The 15,479-nt window shown below is 64.4% G+C and carries 19 protein-coding genes and 1 tRNA gene; 7 read left to right on the top strand and 13 right to left on the bottom strand.

Going from position 1 to position 15,479, the window contains the following annotated elements; translation table 11 throughout:
* Positions 1 to 910: acyl-CoA dehydrogenase family protein (locus tag RMN73_RS03340; protein WP_309601899.1), on the top strand; the 910-nt coding region annotated here is incomplete at its 5' end.
* A 7-nt stretch (positions 911 to 917) separates the two neighbouring features.
* Positions 918 to 2,045, top strand: coding sequence for an acyl-CoA dehydrogenase family protein (locus RMN73_RS03335; RefSeq protein ID WP_309601901.1), 1,128 nt, complete (start codon positions 918 to 920; stop codon positions 2,043 to 2,045).
* Here RMN73_RS03335 and RMN73_RS03330 read toward each other — a convergent pair.
* Together RMN73_RS03330 and RMN73_RS03325 are read right to left on the bottom strand one after the other, a co-directional pair.
* Positions 2,042 to 2,428, bottom strand: a complete 387-nt coding sequence (locus tag RMN73_RS03330; protein WP_309601898.1) for a PaaI family thioesterase — start codon at positions 2,426 to 2,428, stop codon at positions 2,042 to 2,044. The two genes, RMN73_RS03335 and RMN73_RS03330, sit on opposite strands and share 4 nt — an antisense overlap.
* A gap of 32 nt (positions 2,429 to 2,460) precedes the next feature.
* Positions 2,461 to 2,592 carry a hypothetical protein gene (locus RMN73_RS03325; protein ID WP_309601897.1) on the bottom strand — a complete coding sequence of 44 codons (132 nt, stop codon included), beginning with the start codon at positions 2,590 to 2,592 and terminating at the stop codon, positions 2,461 to 2,463.
* Between the two features lie 166 nt (positions 2,593 to 2,758).
* Here RMN73_RS03325 and purS point away from each other — a divergent pair, with 166 nt between their 5' ends.
* The 3 genes from purS to RMN73_RS03310 all read left to right on the top strand — a co-directional run bounded on the left by purS (position 2,759) and on the right by RMN73_RS03310 (position 3,818).
* On the top strand, positions 2,759 to 2,989 hold the full coding sequence (purS, locus tag RMN73_RS03320) for a phosphoribosylformylglycinamidine synthase subunit PurS (protein ID WP_309601896.1): 231 nt from the start codon (positions 2,759 to 2,761) through the stop codon (positions 2,987 to 2,989).
* A gap of 2 nt (positions 2,990 to 2,991) precedes the next feature.
* Complete coding sequence (gene purQ / locus RMN73_RS03315; RefSeq protein ID WP_309601895.1) at positions 2,992 to 3,657, top strand: phosphoribosylformylglycinamidine synthase subunit PurQ; 666 nt, start codon at positions 2,992 to 2,994, stop codon at positions 3,655 to 3,657.
* Between the two features lie 84 nt (positions 3,658 to 3,741).
* Positions 3,742 to 3,818 (top strand) — tRNA-Arg (locus RMN73_RS03310).
* A 58-nt stretch (positions 3,819 to 3,876) separates the two neighbouring features.
* Here the strand turns inward: RMN73_RS03310 and RMN73_RS03305 are convergent.
* The 3 genes from RMN73_RS03305 to RMN73_RS03295 are packed head-to-tail and all read right to left on the bottom strand — an operon-like array spanning position 3,877 to position 7,191.
* A complete protein-coding gene (locus RMN73_RS03305; protein WP_309601894.1) occupies positions 3,877 to 5,121 on the bottom strand; it encodes an ABC transporter permease in 1,245 nt (414 codons plus the stop codon).
* Positions 5,118 to 5,792, bottom strand: a complete 675-nt coding sequence (locus tag RMN73_RS03300) for an ABC transporter ATP-binding protein (protein WP_309601893.1) — start codon at positions 5,790 to 5,792, stop codon at positions 5,118 to 5,120. Before RMN73_RS03300 ends, RMN73_RS03305 begins: the two co-directional genes overlap by 4 nt.
* 28 nt (positions 5,793 to 5,820) lie before the next feature.
* Positions 5,821 to 7,191, bottom strand: coding sequence for an efflux RND transporter periplasmic adaptor subunit (locus tag RMN73_RS03295; RefSeq protein WP_309601892.1), 1,371 nt, complete (start codon positions 7,189 to 7,191; stop codon positions 5,821 to 5,823).
* A gap of 86 nt (positions 7,192 to 7,277) precedes the next feature.
* On the opposite strand from RMN73_RS03295, the gene RMN73_RS03290 reads away from it, so the two are divergent.
* Complete coding sequence (locus RMN73_RS03290; RefSeq protein WP_309601891.1) at positions 7,278 to 7,943, top strand: spermidine synthase; 666 nt, start codon at positions 7,278 to 7,280, stop codon at positions 7,941 to 7,943.
* A gap of 13 nt (positions 7,944 to 7,956) precedes the next feature.
* Here the strand turns inward: RMN73_RS03290 and RMN73_RS03285 are convergent, their stop codons facing one another.
* From RMN73_RS03285 to RMN73_RS03270, 4 genes are all read right to left on the bottom strand, one after another.
* A complete protein-coding gene (locus tag RMN73_RS03285; RefSeq protein WP_309601890.1) occupies positions 7,957 to 8,865 on the bottom strand; it encodes a hypothetical protein in 909 nt (302 codons plus the stop codon).
* 90 nt (positions 8,866 to 8,955) lie between these two features.
* Positions 8,956 to 9,150 carry a hypothetical protein gene (locus RMN73_RS03280; RefSeq protein ID WP_309601889.1) on the bottom strand — a complete coding sequence of 65 codons (195 nt, stop codon included), beginning with the start codon at positions 9,148 to 9,150 and terminating at the stop codon, positions 8,956 to 8,958.
* On the bottom strand, positions 9,147 to 10,565 hold the full coding sequence (locus tag RMN73_RS03275) for an FAD-binding oxidoreductase (protein WP_309601888.1): 1,419 nt from the start codon (positions 10,563 to 10,565) through the stop codon (positions 9,147 to 9,149). Before RMN73_RS03275 ends, RMN73_RS03280 begins: the two co-directional genes overlap by 4 nt.
* Positions 10,562 to 11,884, bottom strand: coding sequence for an amidohydrolase family protein (locus RMN73_RS03270; protein WP_309601887.1), 1,323 nt, complete (start codon positions 11,882 to 11,884; stop codon positions 10,562 to 10,564). The genes RMN73_RS03275 and RMN73_RS03270 overlap by 4 nt, the downstream gene beginning before the upstream one ends.
* Positions 11,885 to 11,943: 59 nt before the next feature.
* Here RMN73_RS03270 and RMN73_RS03265 point away from each other — a divergent pair, with 59 nt between their 5' ends.
* Complete coding sequence (locus tag RMN73_RS03265) at positions 11,944 to 12,435, top strand: dihydrofolate reductase (RefSeq protein WP_309601886.1); 492 nt, start codon at positions 11,944 to 11,946, stop codon at positions 12,433 to 12,435.
* Between the two features lies 1 nt (position 12,436).
* Here the strand turns inward: RMN73_RS03265 and RMN73_RS03260 are convergent, their stop codons facing one another.
* The 4 genes from RMN73_RS03260 to rpmD form a co-directional block, all read right to left on the bottom strand.
* On the bottom strand, positions 12,437 to 13,078 hold the full coding sequence (locus RMN73_RS03260) for an adenylate kinase (protein ID WP_309601900.1): 642 nt from the start codon (positions 13,076 to 13,078) through the stop codon (positions 12,437 to 12,439).
* Between the two features lie 31 nt (positions 13,079 to 13,109).
* On the bottom strand, positions 13,110 to 14,471 hold the full coding sequence (gene secY / locus RMN73_RS03255) for a preprotein translocase subunit SecY (protein WP_309601885.1): 1,362 nt from the start codon (positions 14,469 to 14,471) through the stop codon (positions 13,110 to 13,112).
* Between the two features lie 101 nt (positions 14,472 to 14,572).
* Entirely contained in the window at positions 14,573 to 15,130 is a 558-nt protein-coding gene (rplO, locus tag RMN73_RS03250) for a 50S ribosomal protein L15 (protein WP_309601884.1), read from the bottom strand.
* 56 nt (positions 15,131 to 15,186) lie between these two features.
* On the bottom strand, positions 15,187 to 15,381 hold the full coding sequence (gene rpmD / locus RMN73_RS03245; protein ID WP_309601883.1) for a 50S ribosomal protein L30: 195 nt from the start codon (positions 15,379 to 15,381) through the stop codon (positions 15,187 to 15,189).
* Positions 15,382 to 15,479 lie beyond the last annotated feature (98 nt).

The raw sequence follows: 15,479 nt of genomic DNA, 5'->3' as shown, positions 1-15,479 counted from the left end.
GGAAGAAATGGCGGCGATCGGGGCGCGGTCGCCGCTGATGAGCTTCGGCATTTCGATGCTCGGGCCGGCGTTGCTGAAGTTCGGCAATGAGGAGCAGAAGAAGCATTATCTCGGGCAGATTGCGCGCGGGGAAATCCGCTGGTGCCAGGGCTATAGCGAGCCCGGTGCGGGCAGCGACCTCGCTGGGTTGCAGACCAAGGCCGAGGATGCGGGCGACCATTATGTTGTCAACGGGCAAAAGGTGTGGACCAGCTATGCCGACGAAGCCGACTGGATCTTTTGTCTTGTGCGGACATCGAGCGAGTCGAAGCATGGCGGCATCAGCTTCCTGCTGTTCGACATGGCAAGCCCCGGGGTATCGACCAAGCCGATCCTGCTGATCAGCGGCAATTCACCCTTCTGCGAGACGTTTTTCGACGATGTGAAGGTGCCCAAGGACCAATTGGTCGGAACCGAGAACAAGGGCTGGGACGTCGCCAAATACCTCCTCGGTCATGAGCGCGAGATGATCAGCGGACTTGGCCTGGGCGGGGCGCGCAAGGCGCTTGGCGCCGAGGTTGGCGGGGTCGAGGATGCGCTGCTCCGCGCCGAGATCGCGGAGTTTGACGTCGACGCCTTGGCGTTCGCGGCGATGAGCGAAAAGTTCATCGACCAGCTGAAAGCCGGCGAGGCGCATCCGGCGATGCCGAGCATGATGAAATATGCCGGGACCGAGCTCAACAAACGCCGCCACGAACTGGCGATGGCAGCCGGCGGATCGGACGCGCTGGAATGGGACAGCGACCGATCAAAGGGCGGCAAGCTGCCCCGCGAATGGCTCCGTACCAAGGCCAATTCGATCGAAGGCGGGACCAGCGAAGTTCAGCTCGGGATCGTCGCCAAACACATCCTTCAGTTGCCGGGAGCCTGAGCAAATGATGATCCTGACTGACGATCAACGGATGCTGCAGGATGTGGTGCGGCCGTTCATGGCCGAGGAAGGCGCGATCAAGCCACAGCTCCGGCATTGGCGCGACAGCGGGTGCAAGGACGGGTTCGGGCATGGGCTGTGGAAGCAGATCGCGGAGCTTGGGCTGACCGGAATGTTAGTGCCGGAGAGCGCGGGCGGTGCGGGGTTGGGGCAGGTCGAGGCCAACCTCGTGCTTGAGGAAATCGGCCGCAATTTGACGCCTTCGCCATTTCTGACGACATCGGTCGCTGGGGTGCGCGCGCTTGAAGGGTCGGCGCATGCCGAACGCTGGTTCCCGGGGATTGTCGCGGGCGAGACGGTGGTGGCGCTGGCGATCGATGAGGGCAAGGCCCACAACCCCGCAGCAACCGCGCTGGAGGCCAAGCGGCAGGGCAATGGATTCCTGCTCAACGGCACCAAACAGTTTGTCGTCCACGGCGCGTCAGCTGACCTGATGCTGGTCGCGGCGCGGACCGGCGGTGCGGCGGGCGAGACCAACGGCGTGACGTTGTTCGCGGTGCCGCAAGATATGGCCGGGGTCGCGGTCGAGAATGTCGCATTGGCCGATTCGTCGAAGGCGGCGCGGCTGACTTTATCGAACGTCGCGGTCGATGCCGATGCGGTGGTAGGCGAGGTCGATGACGGCTGGGCGCCTTTGTCGCGCGGGCTAAACGCCGGGCGAGCTGGCGCGGCGAGCGAATTGGTCGGGATTGCGGCAGGCGCGAGCGAAATGACCTTCGATTATCTCAAGCAGCGCAAGCAATTCGGGCGGCTGATTGGCGAATTCCAGGTGCTGCAGCATCGCGCGGCGCACCTTTATGGCGAGATCGAGATTGCGCGGGCGACGGCGCTTAAGGCCGCGCAATTGCTCGATGCGGGCGATCCGCGCGCCGAATTGATGACCGCGGTGGCCAAGGCGAAGGCGGGTAAGGTCGCCCGGCTGGCGGTGCAGGAAGGAGTCCAGATGCACGGCGGGATCGGCATGACCGACGAGCATGATATCGGGCTGTACATGAAGCGCCAGGCGGTGCTCGACGAATTGTTCGGCGGACCGCGCTTCCACGCTGGCGAGGTGGCGCGGCTGAGCGGTTATTAGGGCCGTTCGAGCAGGAAATTGATCCTGGCGGCGGCAATTGGCTTGGCGCGGTCGGTCTGCCACGCGACGGCTTCGACATTGGCGATTCGATTGCCGAGCCGTTCGATGATTGCGGCGGCGAAGGTATCGCCCAGCCCCTCGGTTCCGCCACGCATGTAATCGACCGTCACCGTCACCGGCTTCATTACCACGTTAGGTTCGTCGATCGCTGCGCTGAGCGCTTCGAACGCAGCAAATTCAAGCAGGCCGGCAATCGCGCCGCCATGTAGGAAGCCCGGCCGGCCAACGACATCGGGGTGGAACGGCATCAGAAAAATCAGCGCACCATCGCGGGCAATCGCGGTCAGGCCGAGTAATTTTGCGTAGGGCGGGAGGGTTTTCACGCCGCCGTTGATAGCGACAAGCGCGCGCCGGGTCAGCCCCGCGATTTGTAGCTTGCGACAATCCCGAGGATGAAGCTGGTCGCGAGGGCCAGTTGAATCTTGCCCGACGGATCGGACCAGCCGAAATAATTCTGGCCAAAGCCGAACAGGGCGATGAACATCATAATCGCTAGTGCTGCAACCATCGTCGTATCCCGTCGAAATGCCGCCGGAATCCATGTCCGACGGGCAATCATGCCGCTGCCTTGGTAAAAAATTGGTAAAGCTTGCCCTGTCGCGGCGCGCCCGTCATAGGGGCGGCACCGCGACACCGGCGATGGATGACAAGCTATGAAGGCCCGCATTTTCGTGACCCTCAAGCCCGGCGTGCTCGACCCGCAGGGCAAGGCGATCCACCACGCACTGGGCTCGCTCGGTTTTGCCGGGGTGAATGATGTTCGCGCCGGCAAGTTGATCGAGCTCGATTTGGCCGACGACACCAGCGACAGCGACATTGAGGAAATGTGCAAGCAATTGCTCGCCAACACGGTGATCGAGAATTTCCGGGTGGAGCGCGCCTGACCATGCACAGCGCGGTGATCGTTTTTCCCGGATCGAACTGCGACCGCGACTTGAAGGTGGCGATCGAGGCGGTCACCGGGCGCGCGCCGGCGATGGTCTGGCACCGCGACAGCGAGTTGCCCACCAACACCGGCCTGATCGCGATCCCCGGCGGCTTTTCCTACGGCGATTACCTCCGCTCGGGCGCAATGGCGGCACGATCGCCAATCATGCAGGCGGTGGTCGAGGCGGCGGGCAAGGGCGTTCCGGTGCTCGGCATTTGCAACGGCTTTCAGGTACCGACCGAGGCGGGGCTGCTGCCCGGCGCGCTAATGCGCAACGCCGGGCTGCATTTCGTCTGTCGCTCGGTCGGCCTGAAGGTTGAGACCAGCCAGTCGATCTTCACCAGCGCTTATTCAGCGGGCGAGGAAATCACCGTGCCGGTCGCGCACCATGATGGCAATTACCAGGCCGACGCCGCCACGCTCGACCGGCTCGAAGGCGAAGGCCGCGTGGCATTCCGTTATACAGGCGCGGTCAATGGCTCGGCGCGGTCGATCGCCGGGATCCTCAATGATGCCGGCAATGTGCTTGGCATGATGCCCCACCCCGAACGAGTGATCGAGGCAGCGCATGGCGGGACCGACGGTCGCCGGTTGTTCAAAGGCTTGCTCGAAGCGGTGAGTTGATTGTTTAGCGCGAAATGGCTCGCATAAGCTCGGGCGGCCGTTCGGCCTTGCGGCGTTCCGCGCCGGGACATATGCCACCCCCAAGCGCCCGTAGCTCAGCTGGATAGAGCACGAGACTTCTAATCTTGAGGCCGCTGGTTCGAATCCAGCCGGGCGCGCCAATTTCCCCAACTCTAGCCCCAACGATAATATCGAAGCGCGTGGGCGGATTGCCCGCGACTATTCGCTTCGAAGCGCCTCGATCGGGGACAGGCGCGACGCCCGGATCGCCGGATAGCTGCCGAAGGCCAGGCCGATGAACGCCGAGAACAAGATTGCACCGACCACTGTTCCCGCGCCAATCGGTGCCGGGAAGTCAGCTACCTTTTCAAACACCCGGGCCAATATTTTTGCCAGCAGCAGTCCGATCATCCCGCCGATCACGCATAGCACCGCGGCCTCGACCAGGAACTGGTTGCGGATGTCGCTGCGCTTGGCACCGAGCGCCATCCGCAAGCCGATCTCGCGCGTGCGTTCGGTCACGCTGACCAGCATGATATTCATGATCCCGATCCCGCCGACCAGCAGGCTGATCGATGCGATGGCCACCAATACCCCCTGAAACACTGCCGTCACGGTGCCCGACTGTTTCATGAACTCTTCGGTGGTGTTGACCGTGAACGGGCTGATTTCGCCCTTTGGAACATTGTTGCGGGCGCGCAAGACGCGGATGATGGCCTTCTTCCCATCGGCGAGGTCGACGCCGTCGTCGAACCCGACAAACAGCACCGCCAAATCGTCGGGCCCCTGACCCGCGACGGTCGAGAATCGCTGCCGCGCGGTCGTAAGCGGAACCAGTGCAAGGTCGTCATTGTCAGTGCCGAAAGTCGATCCCTTCGACTCAAGCACGCCGATGATAGTGAACGGAACCCGCGCGATCCGCACCGATTGGCCGAGCGGGTCGAAGCTGCCGAATAATTTGGTCGCGACGCTGGGGCCGAGCACGACGACCCGCGCCGCGGTGCGGACATCGGCATCGGCGATAAACCGCCCGGTATCGATTTCGGTATTGGCGACCTGGCCGTATTCGGATGTGATGCCGACCGCCGTCGTGGTCGAATTGCGCCCCTGGATGACGATCTGGACGGTCGAGCGCAGCTGCGGCGCCATCCCGCTGACGCCGGGGACCAGGCGCTGGATTGCGGCAGCGTCGCGCTCGGTCAGGCGACCGCGATCAACCACGCGCCGTCCGCCCCGATTCTCGGGCTGCGGAAAGATGATCGCCATGTTGGACCCCAGGGAGTTGATCGAGTCCATCACGCTGGCCTTGGCGCCATCGCCGACGGCAACCGCGAGAATGACCGCAAGCACGCCGATCATCACCCCCAAGGTGGTCAGGATCGAGCGCATCAAGTTGGTGCGAAGCGCGACCAGGGCGATCGCGATATTGAGGCCCCACGAGGCGAACGTGCGGGTCAAATTCATGCTGCGCGGCGCCGATCGACGACCGGCGCATCTTCGATCACCTTGCCATCGCGAAACAGGATCCGGCGGCTGGCATATTGCGCCACTTCGGGCTCGTGGGTCACCACAATGACGGTGATGCCGTCGTCGTTAAGGCGTTGGAAGATGCCCATGATGTCTTCCGACGTGTGCGTGTCGAGCGCGCCGGTTGGCTCGTCGGCAAGCACCATAAGCGGGTTGGTCACCAGCGCCCGCGCAATCGCCACGCGCTGCTGCTGGCCGCCCGACAATTTGGCCGGGGTGTGGCTCATCCGGTCCCCCAGCCCCATGGCGCGCAACGTCGCCTCGGCGCGCGCGCGCCGCTCGGCCCCGCCAACACCGGCGTAGATCAAAGGCACCGCGACATTGTCCGTCGCCGAGGTGCGCGCGAGGAGATTGAACTGCTGGAACACGAAGCCGATCTTGCGATTGCGAATGTCGGCCAGCTCGTCGCTCGACAGGCCGGCGGTGTCGATCCCGTCGAGCAGCAAATGTCCGGCGGTCGGCACGTCGAGCGCGCCGATCATGTTCATGAAGGTCGACTTGCCCGAGCCTGACGCGCCCATGATCGCGACAAATTCGCCGCGCGTGATTTTGAGCGATACCCCCGCAACGGCGTGCACCGTTTCGCCCCCCAGGACATATTCCTTCACGAGGTCCCGCGTTTCGAGGAGCGGCGGATCAACCGCTGCTGGCATTGTCGCTGTCATCGTCGGTATCTTCGTCCGCCGACTTCTTCTTGAGGGTCGATTTGCTGCGGATGATTAGCTTTTCCCCCGGTACGATGCCTTTGAGGATCTCGACATAATCTTCACCCTGGAGACCGAGCTTGACGGTCCGCCGCTCGGGCCGGAAAGGGTCGGCAGTGGCGACGTAAATCACCGGGGTGCTAGACGGCAGGTCCTTTTCCCCCGGTAGATCGTCCTTGCGCGGCCTGAAGCGGAGCGCGGCGGTCGGCACGCGGACGACATTCGGTCGGCTGCCGGTAATCACTTCGACATTAGCGGTCATACCGGGGAGCAATTTGCCGTCCTTATTGTCGACGTCGAGGATGACGAGGTAGCTGACCACGTTCTGCAATTCGGTCGCTGACTTGCGGATCTGGCGAACGGTCGCGGCGAAGGTTTCGCCTGGATAGGCATCGACGGTGAACCGTACTGGCTGGCCGTCGCGCACCTGCCCGATATCCGCCTCGTCGACCGACGCTTCAACCTGCATGCGGGTCGTGTCAGCGGCAATTTCGAACAAATTAGGAGTCTGGAAGCTGGCCGCAACGGTCGTTCCGGGTTCGACCAATTTGTTGATGATTACCCCACTTGCGGGCGCGACGATGGTGGTCCGCGACAGGTCGAGCTCAGTCGAGGACAATTCGGCCTGGGCCTGCGCAATCTGGGCCCGCGCGCTGGCCGCCTGGGCAATGGCGGTGCGCGCACCGGCCCGCGACGCCGCGAGCGCATTGGCGGACGTATCCAGCCCGGTCTTCGACGTAAATCCGCTCTTCGCGAGCGATGAGCGGCGAGCAAAATCGCGTTCCTGCGTGCCGATATCCGACTGGGCGCGGCTGATCGATGCCTGGGCCTGCGCCAGCGACGCCTGGGCGACCGCAACCTGGGCGCGCGATTGCGCAACCCGGGCACGAAGCCGGGTGGGATCGATCTCGGCCAGCACCTGGCCCTTGGTAACCGGAGAATTGAAATCGACGAAGACGCGGGTGATCTGGCCCGAGACTTCGGCACCGACCTTGATCGTGTTCAGCGCGCGCAACTTGCCCGAGGCAGTGACTCGGCGAACAACTTCGCCACGATCGGCCTTCTGCACCACATATTCATAATTCTTCGGCGTCGGCCGAAGCATCGTCCAAAGGATCAGGCCGACGACCAGGCCAATGAAGATCGACCATTTCGGGTGCCGTCTTACCCAACCCCGGACACCTTGCAACATCACTATCCCCGATTGATCGTCACCGTCGTAACGACGCAAAATCACCTTGCCTAGTGGTGCGAGCAAGGCGGTTGACGAAGTCGGGCGATACGCTCGCCAAACGACCGTCACTTGACCGCGGGTCCAAAAATTTCGCAATGCGTCGAGTGCCCAGGGCTTTCCGGTTTGGCGCGCCTTTTTTCGAGCGAGACCGATCGATGATCCCCCGCGAATTGCTCGCCACTGCAATGGTCCCCGGCGGCGGTGAGCAGCTGCGGCTATTCCGTCGCGGCGCCGATTACATGATCGTGCTCGACCGCAACGAATTGATGAACAGCCGGATGAGCGGGTCGGAACAAGCGCTGGCCAACATGACGATCGAGCGATTGGGCAACCGCGATGCGCATTTGCTGATCGGTGGATATGGCATGGGTTTCACCCTCAGAGCAGCATGTGACGCGCTTTCGCCGAAGGGGAAAATCACGATTGTGGAGTTAGTGCCCGAAGTCGTTGCGTGGGCGAAACGATATATGCCCGAGCTGAGCGGCGATGCGCTGGCCGATCCCCGGGTCGAGCTGATCATTGCCGATGTCGCCGACGTCATCCGCGAGGGCACGTACGACGCGATCCTGCTCGATGTCGACAATGGCCCCGACGGCCTGACCCGCGACGCCAATAACCGGCTGTATTCGGCCCCTGGACTGCGCGCGGCGATGACGGCGCTGAAACGTGGCGGGATCCTGGCCGTGTGGTCCGCCGCCCCCGATCGGCACTTCACGCGGCGGCTTGACGAAGCCGGCTTCGCGATCGACGAAGTGACCACCACCGCGCGCGCCAACGGCAAGGGTGCGCGCCACACCATCTGGTTCGCCCAAAAGCCCTAGCAAAGGCGCAGCTTTAGGGCTTGGCGAGGCGGAGCAACGTGCCGTTATGATCCTCAAGGATCAGGATCGAGCCGTCGGCCAGTTCGAGCATCGCCACCGGCGCGCCCTGCGGCCGCAGCCCACGCACCGCCGTCCAGCCCGATACAAGGTCGATCGAGCGACCCAGCGGCACGCCCCTGGCGTTGGTAGCGAAGGCGACGATGCGATGCCCGGCGGCGCGATAGCCGTGATAGGCGACGACCAATTTGCCCTTCGCCGCCGGAATTGCCGAGCCGCGATAGCCGAGCATCGCCAGCGGCGCGGCGTGGGCCGGAAACAGCATCGCCGGGCGGACGAAGTCACGGCAGCGAGCGCGCGGATATTCGGGACTGGGGCGGGCAAGGTCGAAGCAATAGGGCCAGCCGTGACGACTGCCCCGGGTGACGGCGAGCAACATGTCATGCGGCAGTTTCTGGTCGGACAGCTGCGGATCGACCGAGTCGATATTGTCGCGCCCGTTGGAGGCGGCGAGGAGCAGACCGTCGGGCAATTGCAGCAGCGCCAACGCGCTTCGAATGCCGGTCGCAAACACATCGAGCGAGCGCGCGGCGACCGGGCGGGGCGTATCGGGGGGCACGAACAGGATGCTTCCGCGCGGCGGCTGTTCGGCAAGCTCCGGACATAAACGACCGGACTGTGGCCGGCGACCCTTGTCATCCTCGCAATTGTCGCTCGCCGAGCCGAGGCTGATGAACAGCCCCCCACCCTTCGCCACCGCAAGGCCGGGAAGATTGTGAAGACCATCGCTGGGCAGGCCGGTCACGACCGGATCGACCCGATCGGGGGCGCCGGGATCGACGCGGATGATCCGCCCCGCCTCTGCAATATAAAGGAAGCCATCGTCACCCATGACCATCGCGCCGGGGCGGTCGAGCTTGGTCATCAGGACCATCGGCTTCCACGGTCGATCGAGGCGCAAGCGGAGCAATCGACCGCGGTTCGGCATCCGGGCGCCGAGATCGGTGATATAAAGCTAGTCGCCGTGCCGGACGAGACCGCGCGGAAAACCGAGACCGGAACCGACCAGCCCGACGCACGAGCCGGCGCGGGTGGTGAGCGATACCTTGGGAAAGCCGGCGCATTGGCCGGAGGTTTTATAGGGTGACGCGGCGAGCGACGGGGCGGCGATGGTCAGGGCCGCGAGCGCAATCCACCGCCAGCCGATCAAATCAGCTTGCCCGGATTCATCAGGCCCTTGGGGTCGAGCCCCGCCTTGAGCGCACGGATCGCGGCGACGCGGGCGGGCGAGAGGCGGGCGAGCTCGGTGCGCTTCATCTGGCCGATGCCATGTTCGGCGCTGATCGATCCGCCCGCAGCGGTGACGAGATCGTCGACCAGGCGGGTGACGTCAGCGCCTTCTTGATTGATCCAGTCGTCGCCCCCGTAGTCATTCGCTCTGGCCATCGCGCGGACGTGAAAGTGGATGTTGCCGTCGCCGAGGTGGCCGAAGCCCGAGGCGCGGGTGCCGGGGAAGGCCGCTTCGACCGCCGCCGCCGCCTCGCGCAGGAAGCGCGGCATGGCCTCCACCGGAACGCTGATGTCGTGCTGGGTAGCGGGGCCGAATTGCTTTTTTTCGGCTTCCGACAGGCTGTCACGGATTCGCCAGAAGGCAGCGGCCTGCGCTTCGTTGGCGGCGATGGTGGCGTCGGCGATCAGACCGTGTTCGAGCAACGGGCCGAGCAGGCGGGTAAGCAAGGCGTCGGGGGTTTCCTCGTCGGGTGAGGCGGAGGTTGCTTCGACCAGCGCGTTCCACGGGTGCGCGGCCGCGAGCGGCGCGCGAGTCCCGTCAATCTGAGCAAGCGCGGCGTCAAGGCTGTCAGCCGGCAATATCTCGAACCCCTCAACGCGGTCGGTGCTCGCCTGAAGCGCGCGCAGCACGGCGAGCGCGGCGTCGGGGTCGGCGAGCCCGAGCCACGCCACCGCGCGCTGGTGGACCGCAGGGACGAGTTTGAGGCGCACGGCGGTGATCAGGCCGAGCGTGCCCTCGGCACCGATCAACATCTGGTCGATCGACGGCCCGCGATTGTCTTTCTTGAGCCCAGCAAGACCATCATGGATGGTACCGTCGGGAAGCACCGCCTCGACCCCCTCGACCAGCCCGCGCATCGTCCCGAAGCGAAGCACCTGGGTGCCGCCCGCATTGGTCGAGGTCAGCCCGCCGATGGTGGCGCTGCCGCGTGCGCCCAAGGTCAGCGGGAAGCGCTGGCCGGTGTCAGCGGCGGCGTGGTGGAGGGTTTCGAGGATCACCCCGGCTTCGGCGACCGCATGGCCGGGCTCGATCGAGCGAATGCTATTCATCCGGCGGAGCGAGACGATCAGCGCCCCGCCGTCAGCGGGCGGGGTCGCGCCGCCGACCATCGAGGTGTTGCCGCCCTGGGGGACGAGCGGGACATCGAGTTTGTTGGCGAGGGCGACCAACGCGGCCACCTCCTCGGTCGTCGCGGGCTGCAAGATCGCCGCGCTCGCCCCCGTCCAGCGCCCGCGCCAGTCGGTCAGCCACGGCGCGATATCGGCGGGGTCGGTCAGCGCGACCTTCGGCCCGAAACGGGCGATCGCCGTCTCGATCAGGCGGGCCCCGCTCATGGCCGGTCGCATCGTTGGGCGGCGTCTGCGCGGTGGACCAGCCGCCCGGCTTGGACCACGTCGGATATGCAGCGCAACGCCGCGATGTCGGCCACAGGATCGGCGTCGACCGCGACAAGGTCACCCGCCGCGCCAGGGCGGACCGAACCCAATTTGCCCTCCTGGCCAAGCGCCTTGGCAGCCTCGCTGGTGGCGGCGGCGATCGCTTGCATCGGGACCATTCCGAAGCGCGTCATATAGGCGAACTGGCGCGCGCCAAGACCGAACGGATAGACCGCTGCGTCGGTGCCGAAGGTTAGCTTGACCCCCAGTTTGACGGCCTTTGCGAAACCTTGACGCTGGACGTCGGTGGTGTCCCGATTCTTCCTGAGATATTCGGCCGGCCAGCCCTCGCGGGTGCCGACTTGCTCGATCCAGTCGCCGTTGAAAATGTCCATGTCGAGCCAGACCCCGCGCTGTTTGGCCAGCATCAGCCCTTCGTCGTCGATCAGCGAGGCATGTTCGATGGTCCGGGCGCCGGCGCGGATCGCTACCTTGATCGCCTCCGCACCATGGGCATGGGCGATGCAATAACGCCCGCGCGCCTTGGCCTCGTTACAGGCAGCCTGCTGCATTGCCGGAGTCAGTTCGAGCGCGCCCGGCTCGCTGCCGATCGCCAGCACCGCGCCCGAGGCGATCAGCTTGATGAAATCAGCGCCGCCGTCGATCAGCAGGCGGACCCGGCGACGCGCCTCGGCCGGGGTGTGCGCCTCGCCGATGCGGAATTCGGGGCCGATCACGGTGCCCTTGGGCGCGCCGGTGACCGCGCCGCCGCCGCCGCTTATGGTGATGTAACCGCCGGCGACGATCATCCGCGGCCCTTCGACCTGGCCCGCCGCGATAGCATCGCGCAAGGCGACGTCGGACAGGCCGCGATAGACGCCGACGTCGCGCACCGTCGTGAAACCCGAATGGAGCATGATCCGCGCTGCCTCGGCGCCCTTCAATATGGTCGCCTCGGCGCTGTGCTTGAGCGGCTCGGCCGGGTCATTGGTGCTGCCAAATCCATCGGCGACATGGGTATGCATGTCGATCAGTCCGGGCAGCACCCACCGCGCCGACCAGTCGAGCGCGTCGCTTCGTTCGTGCCCGCCCCACGCGCCCACCGAGGCAATCTTGCCATCGCGCAGCACGACCAAACGGTCATGGTCGACCAATCCGCGCTCGGGATCGATCAGATGGCCGACATGGATCGCGAGCTCCGGCGGCTGGGGCGGCGGGGCGGCGGCGAGCGCGGCCAAGCCAAGGAACCCGATCCCCACGCCCTGTCGACGACCCATTGTTCCGCTCCTTCATCTACCGCTTTTGCAAAGCCGCGCCCGACAAGCAATAAGGGGGCATGGCCAAACCAGATATCACCATCGTCGTCGCGCGGGCGATCAACGGCACCATCGGCAAGGACGGGACACTGCCGTGGCACCTGCCCGGCGACCTCAAGCATTTCAAGGCGGTGACGATGGGATCGGCGATGATCATGGGCCGTAAGACCTTCGACAGCCTGCCCGGTCTGCTGCCCGGCCGCCGCCATATCGTGCTGACCCGCGATGCCGATTGGGCGGTCGATGGGGTCGAGGTGGCGCGCGACCGCGATGGCGCGCTCAAGCTGGCGGGGGGCGACCGGGTGACGGTCATCGGCGGCACTTCGATTTTCGAAATGTTTCACGAGCTGGCGCAGAAGATCGAACTGACCGAAGTGCTGGCCGAAGTCGACGGCGATACCTTCATGGACGACCCGCGCAACGAGGGCAGCTGGCGCGAGACGGCCTGCGAGGACCATCCGCCCGAAGGGATGCGCGAAGGATATCGGTTCACGACGCTGGAACGCGCCTAAATCAGCTATCCAGAAACGCGTCGATCGCCGCGGCGACGGCTTCGACTGACTGCATCCCGTCGACCCGGCGGACGAGGCCCTTGGCTTCGTAGAAGGGCAAAATCGGCGCGGTTTTTTCGCGATATTCAGCCATTCGGGTGCGCACAGTTTGTTCGTTGTCGTCGGGGCGGCGCTTGAAGTCGGTGCCGGCGCAAATATCGCACACGCCCGCAACCTTCGGCAGGTGAAGCGTATCATGATAAGGCGCGCCGCATTTGGAGCAAGTGAAGCGACCGGTGATACGGGTCACGAGTGCTTCCTCGTCGACCACCAATTCGATCACATGGTCGATCTTGCGGGCGCGTTCCTCGAGCAAAATCTCGAGCGCTTCGGCTTGCGGGTGGGTGCGCGGATAACCGTCGAAGATCGCGCCGGTGCCGCTATTCTCGAGATGTTCGCCGATCAGCGCCGAGACGATTGCGTCGCTGACCAGTTCGCCACGGTCCATCACCGCGCGAACGCGAAGGCCAACCGGGGTGCCCGCTTCACGCGCGGAGCGGAGCATGTCGCCGGTCGACAGCTGGACCATCCCGCGCCGCTCCTCGAGCCGCTTCGCCTGGGTGCCTTTTCCAGCGCCCGGCGGGCCCAGCAAGATGATGTCCAACGCCACGTCCTCTCCCCCTCAGCAGCCCGGTCTAGCGCCGGCGTCCGCCCTTCAGCTTGGCCTTCTTGATCAAGTCGCCATATTGATGCGCGATCAAGTGGCTCTGGATCTGGCTGACCGTATCCATGGTCACATTGACCACGATCAGCAAGCTGGTTCCGCCGAGCTGGAGCGCGATTCCGGTCTGCGATGCAAGCACTTCGGGGATAAGGCAGATCAGCACCAGATACGCAGCGCCGATCACGGTAATGCGCGAGATCAGATAATCGAAGTAATTTTCGGTTGCCTTGCCCGGGCGGATGCCGGGGATGAAGCCGCCGTGGCGCTTGAGATTCTCCGCCGTTTCCTCGCTGTTGAACTGCACCGCGGAGTAGAAGAAGCAGAAGAAGATGATCCCCGCCGCGTACAGCGCGAGATACAGCGGCGCACCATGCTGGAGATAGGTGCTGATGGTGATCAGCCAGTCGCTGGCATTGGGGTCGTTGCCCGCACCCGACATCTGGATCACGGTCAGCGGCATCAGCAACAATGACGAGGCAAAGATCGGCGGAATGACGCCCGCGATGTTGATCTTCATCGGCAGATGGCTGCGTTCCTGCTGGGTCATGCCACGCGCGGTTTGGCGTTTGGGATATTGCACCAGCACGCGGCGCTGGGCGCGCTCCATGAAGCAGATGAACAGGGTCAGGATGACGACCAAAGCGATGATCCCCATCACCACGGTCGGGTCCATCGTCCCGCTGCGACCGCCTTCGAGCAAGCGGGCGATGCCGCGCGGCATCGCGGCAACGATGCCGGCCATGATGATCAGGGAGATGCCATTGCCGATCCCGCGGCTGGTGATCTGCTCACCGATCCACATCAGGAACAAGGTGCCGCCAACCAGGCTGATCGTCGCTGCGATGCGGAACGTCATGCCCGGTTCGACCACCGCGCCAATGCCCTGGCTCGCGCCGATGCTCTCAAGCCCGACAGCGATGAAATAGCCCTGAACGCTGGTCAGCAGCACGGTCAGGTAGCGGGTATATTGGTTGAGCTTCTTGCGCCCGGTCTCGCCCTCTTTCTTGAGTGCCTGCCACGCGGGCCACAGGGTTGCGCCGAGCTGCACCACGATCGAGGCGGTGATGTAGGGCATCACGCCGAGCGCGACGATGCTGGCGCGTTCGAGCGCGCCGCCGGAGAAGGTGTTGAAGACATCGAGAATGCCGCCGCTCTGCGTCTGATACAGATCGGCCATCGCGCCGGGGTTGATACCCGGCATCGGCACGAACGACAGCAATCGGAACAGGACCAACGCGCCGAGCGTGAACCACAAGCGGGTCTTGAGCTCGGTCGCCTTGGAGAAACTCGACAGCGAAATGTTGGAAGCGAGTTGTTCGGCTGCGGATGCCATTCGATACCCTTAAAAAATCAAGGCGACGGCGGACTGAAATCCCCCGCCGCCCGATATAGTCACTCGAGGCGCGATGCGAAGCCCCCAACGCCGGAAAAGCGTCAGGCCTTCTTCTTCGCGGCGTTCTTTTCGTCCTTGGCGGCGATCCGGGCGAGGCGGGCCTTGCCCTTCTTTGCGGCGGCTTTCTCGGCAGCGGTGACGACATTCATCACCTCAACCTTGCCACCAGCCTTTTCGACCGCTTCGAGCGCGCCCTTGGACGCACCCGAGACCTTGAAGCTAACCTTGGCGGTGAGCACGCCCTTGCCGAGCAGGCGCACGCCGTCACGGCCACCGCGCGCGAGGCCGGCGGCCTTGAGCGCTGCATGGTCGAGCGTGCCCTTGTCGGCGAGCTTGCCAGCATCGATCATTTTCTGGATCTCGCCCAGGTTCACTTCCGCGAAATCCTTGGCGAAGATGTTGTTGAAGCCGCGCTTCGGGAGCCGCATGTGGAGCGGCATCTGCCCGCCTTCGAAGCCCTTGATCGAGACACCCGAGCGGCTCTTTTGGCCCTTCTGACCACGCCCGGCGGTCTTGCCTTTGCCCGAGCCAATGCCCCGGCCGACGCGCATCCGGCTCTTGCGGGCGCCTTCGTTGTCGCGGAGTTCGTTCAGTTTCATGTCGTGCACTCGCTTTCGCTTTAGTCGCGCAGGGCCAAAGCCCTTCGTTCAGTTGATTATTGCTCGATCCTGAGCAGATGCGCGACCTTGCACACCTGGCCCATGACTTCGGGCGTAGCTTCGCACTCGACCGTGCGATGCATCTTGTTCAGGCCCAGCCCGACCAAGGTCGCGCGCTGGGTCTTGTTGCGCCGGATCGGCGATCCGGTCTGGGTGATCTTGATCGTTTTTTTCGCAGTGTCTTGGGCCATCTGAATTACTCCACGATCGCTTCGGCGGTGGCGTCGGGTTCAGCCGCTGGCAATAAAACACGGGCCAGGGGGTCGGGGTCCTTATTGGCGCGACGTTG

Source organism: Sphingomonas sp., assembly GCF_031372575.1.
GTDB lineage: Bacteria > Pseudomonadota > Alphaproteobacteria > Sphingomonadales > Sphingomonadaceae > Sphingomicrobium.
Note: the sequence above shows the minus strand (reverse complement) of the source record. Positions and strands in the feature narration are given on the sequence as shown.

Excerpts from the sequence above, each read along its gene's own strand:
- RMN73_RS03335 (WP_309601901.1), top strand. The coding sequence starts at position 918 with ATGATCCTGACTGACGATCAACGGATGCTGCAGGATGTGGTGCGGCCG.
- RMN73_RS03325 (WP_309601897.1), bottom strand. The coding sequence starts at position 2,592 with ATGATGTTCATCGCCCTGTTCGGCTTTGGCCAGAATTATTTCGGCTGG.
- purS (WP_309601896.1), top strand. The coding sequence starts at position 2,759 with ATGAAGGCCCGCATTTTCGTGACCCTCAAGCCCGGCGTGCTCGACCCG.
- purQ (WP_309601895.1), top strand. The coding sequence starts at position 2,992 with ATGCACAGCGCGGTGATCGTTTTTCCCGGATCGAACTGCGACCGCGAC.
- RMN73_RS03305 (WP_309601894.1), bottom strand. The coding sequence starts at position 5,121 with ATGAATTTGACCCGCACGTTCGCCTCGTGGGGCCTCAATATCGCGATC.
- RMN73_RS03290 (WP_309601891.1), top strand. The coding sequence starts at position 7,278 with ATGATCCCCCGCGAATTGCTCGCCACTGCAATGGTCCCCGGCGGCGGT.
- RMN73_RS03285 (WP_309601890.1), bottom strand. The coding sequence starts at position 8,865 with ATGACCAAGCTCGACCGCCCCGGCGCGATGGTCATGGGTGACGATGGC.
- RMN73_RS03275 (WP_309601888.1), bottom strand. The coding sequence starts at position 10,565 with ATGAGCGGGGCCCGCCTGATCGAGACGGCGATCGCCCGTTTCGGGCCG.
- RMN73_RS03270 (WP_309601887.1), bottom strand. The coding sequence starts at position 11,884 with ATGGGTCGTCGACAGGGCGTGGGGATCGGGTTCCTTGGCTTGGCCGCG.
- RMN73_RS03265 (WP_309601886.1), top strand. The coding sequence starts at position 11,944 with ATGGCCAAACCAGATATCACCATCGTCGTCGCGCGGGCGATCAACGGC.
- secY (WP_309601885.1), bottom strand. The coding sequence starts at position 14,471 with ATGGCATCCGCAGCCGAACAACTCGCTTCCAACATTTCGCTGTCGAGT.
- rplO (WP_309601884.1), bottom strand. The coding sequence starts at position 15,130 with ATGAAACTGAACGAACTCCGCGACAACGAAGGCGCCCGCAAGAGCCGG.
- rpmD (WP_309601883.1), bottom strand. The coding sequence starts at position 15,381 with ATGGCCCAAGACACTGCGAAAAAAACGATCAAGATCACCCAGACCGGA.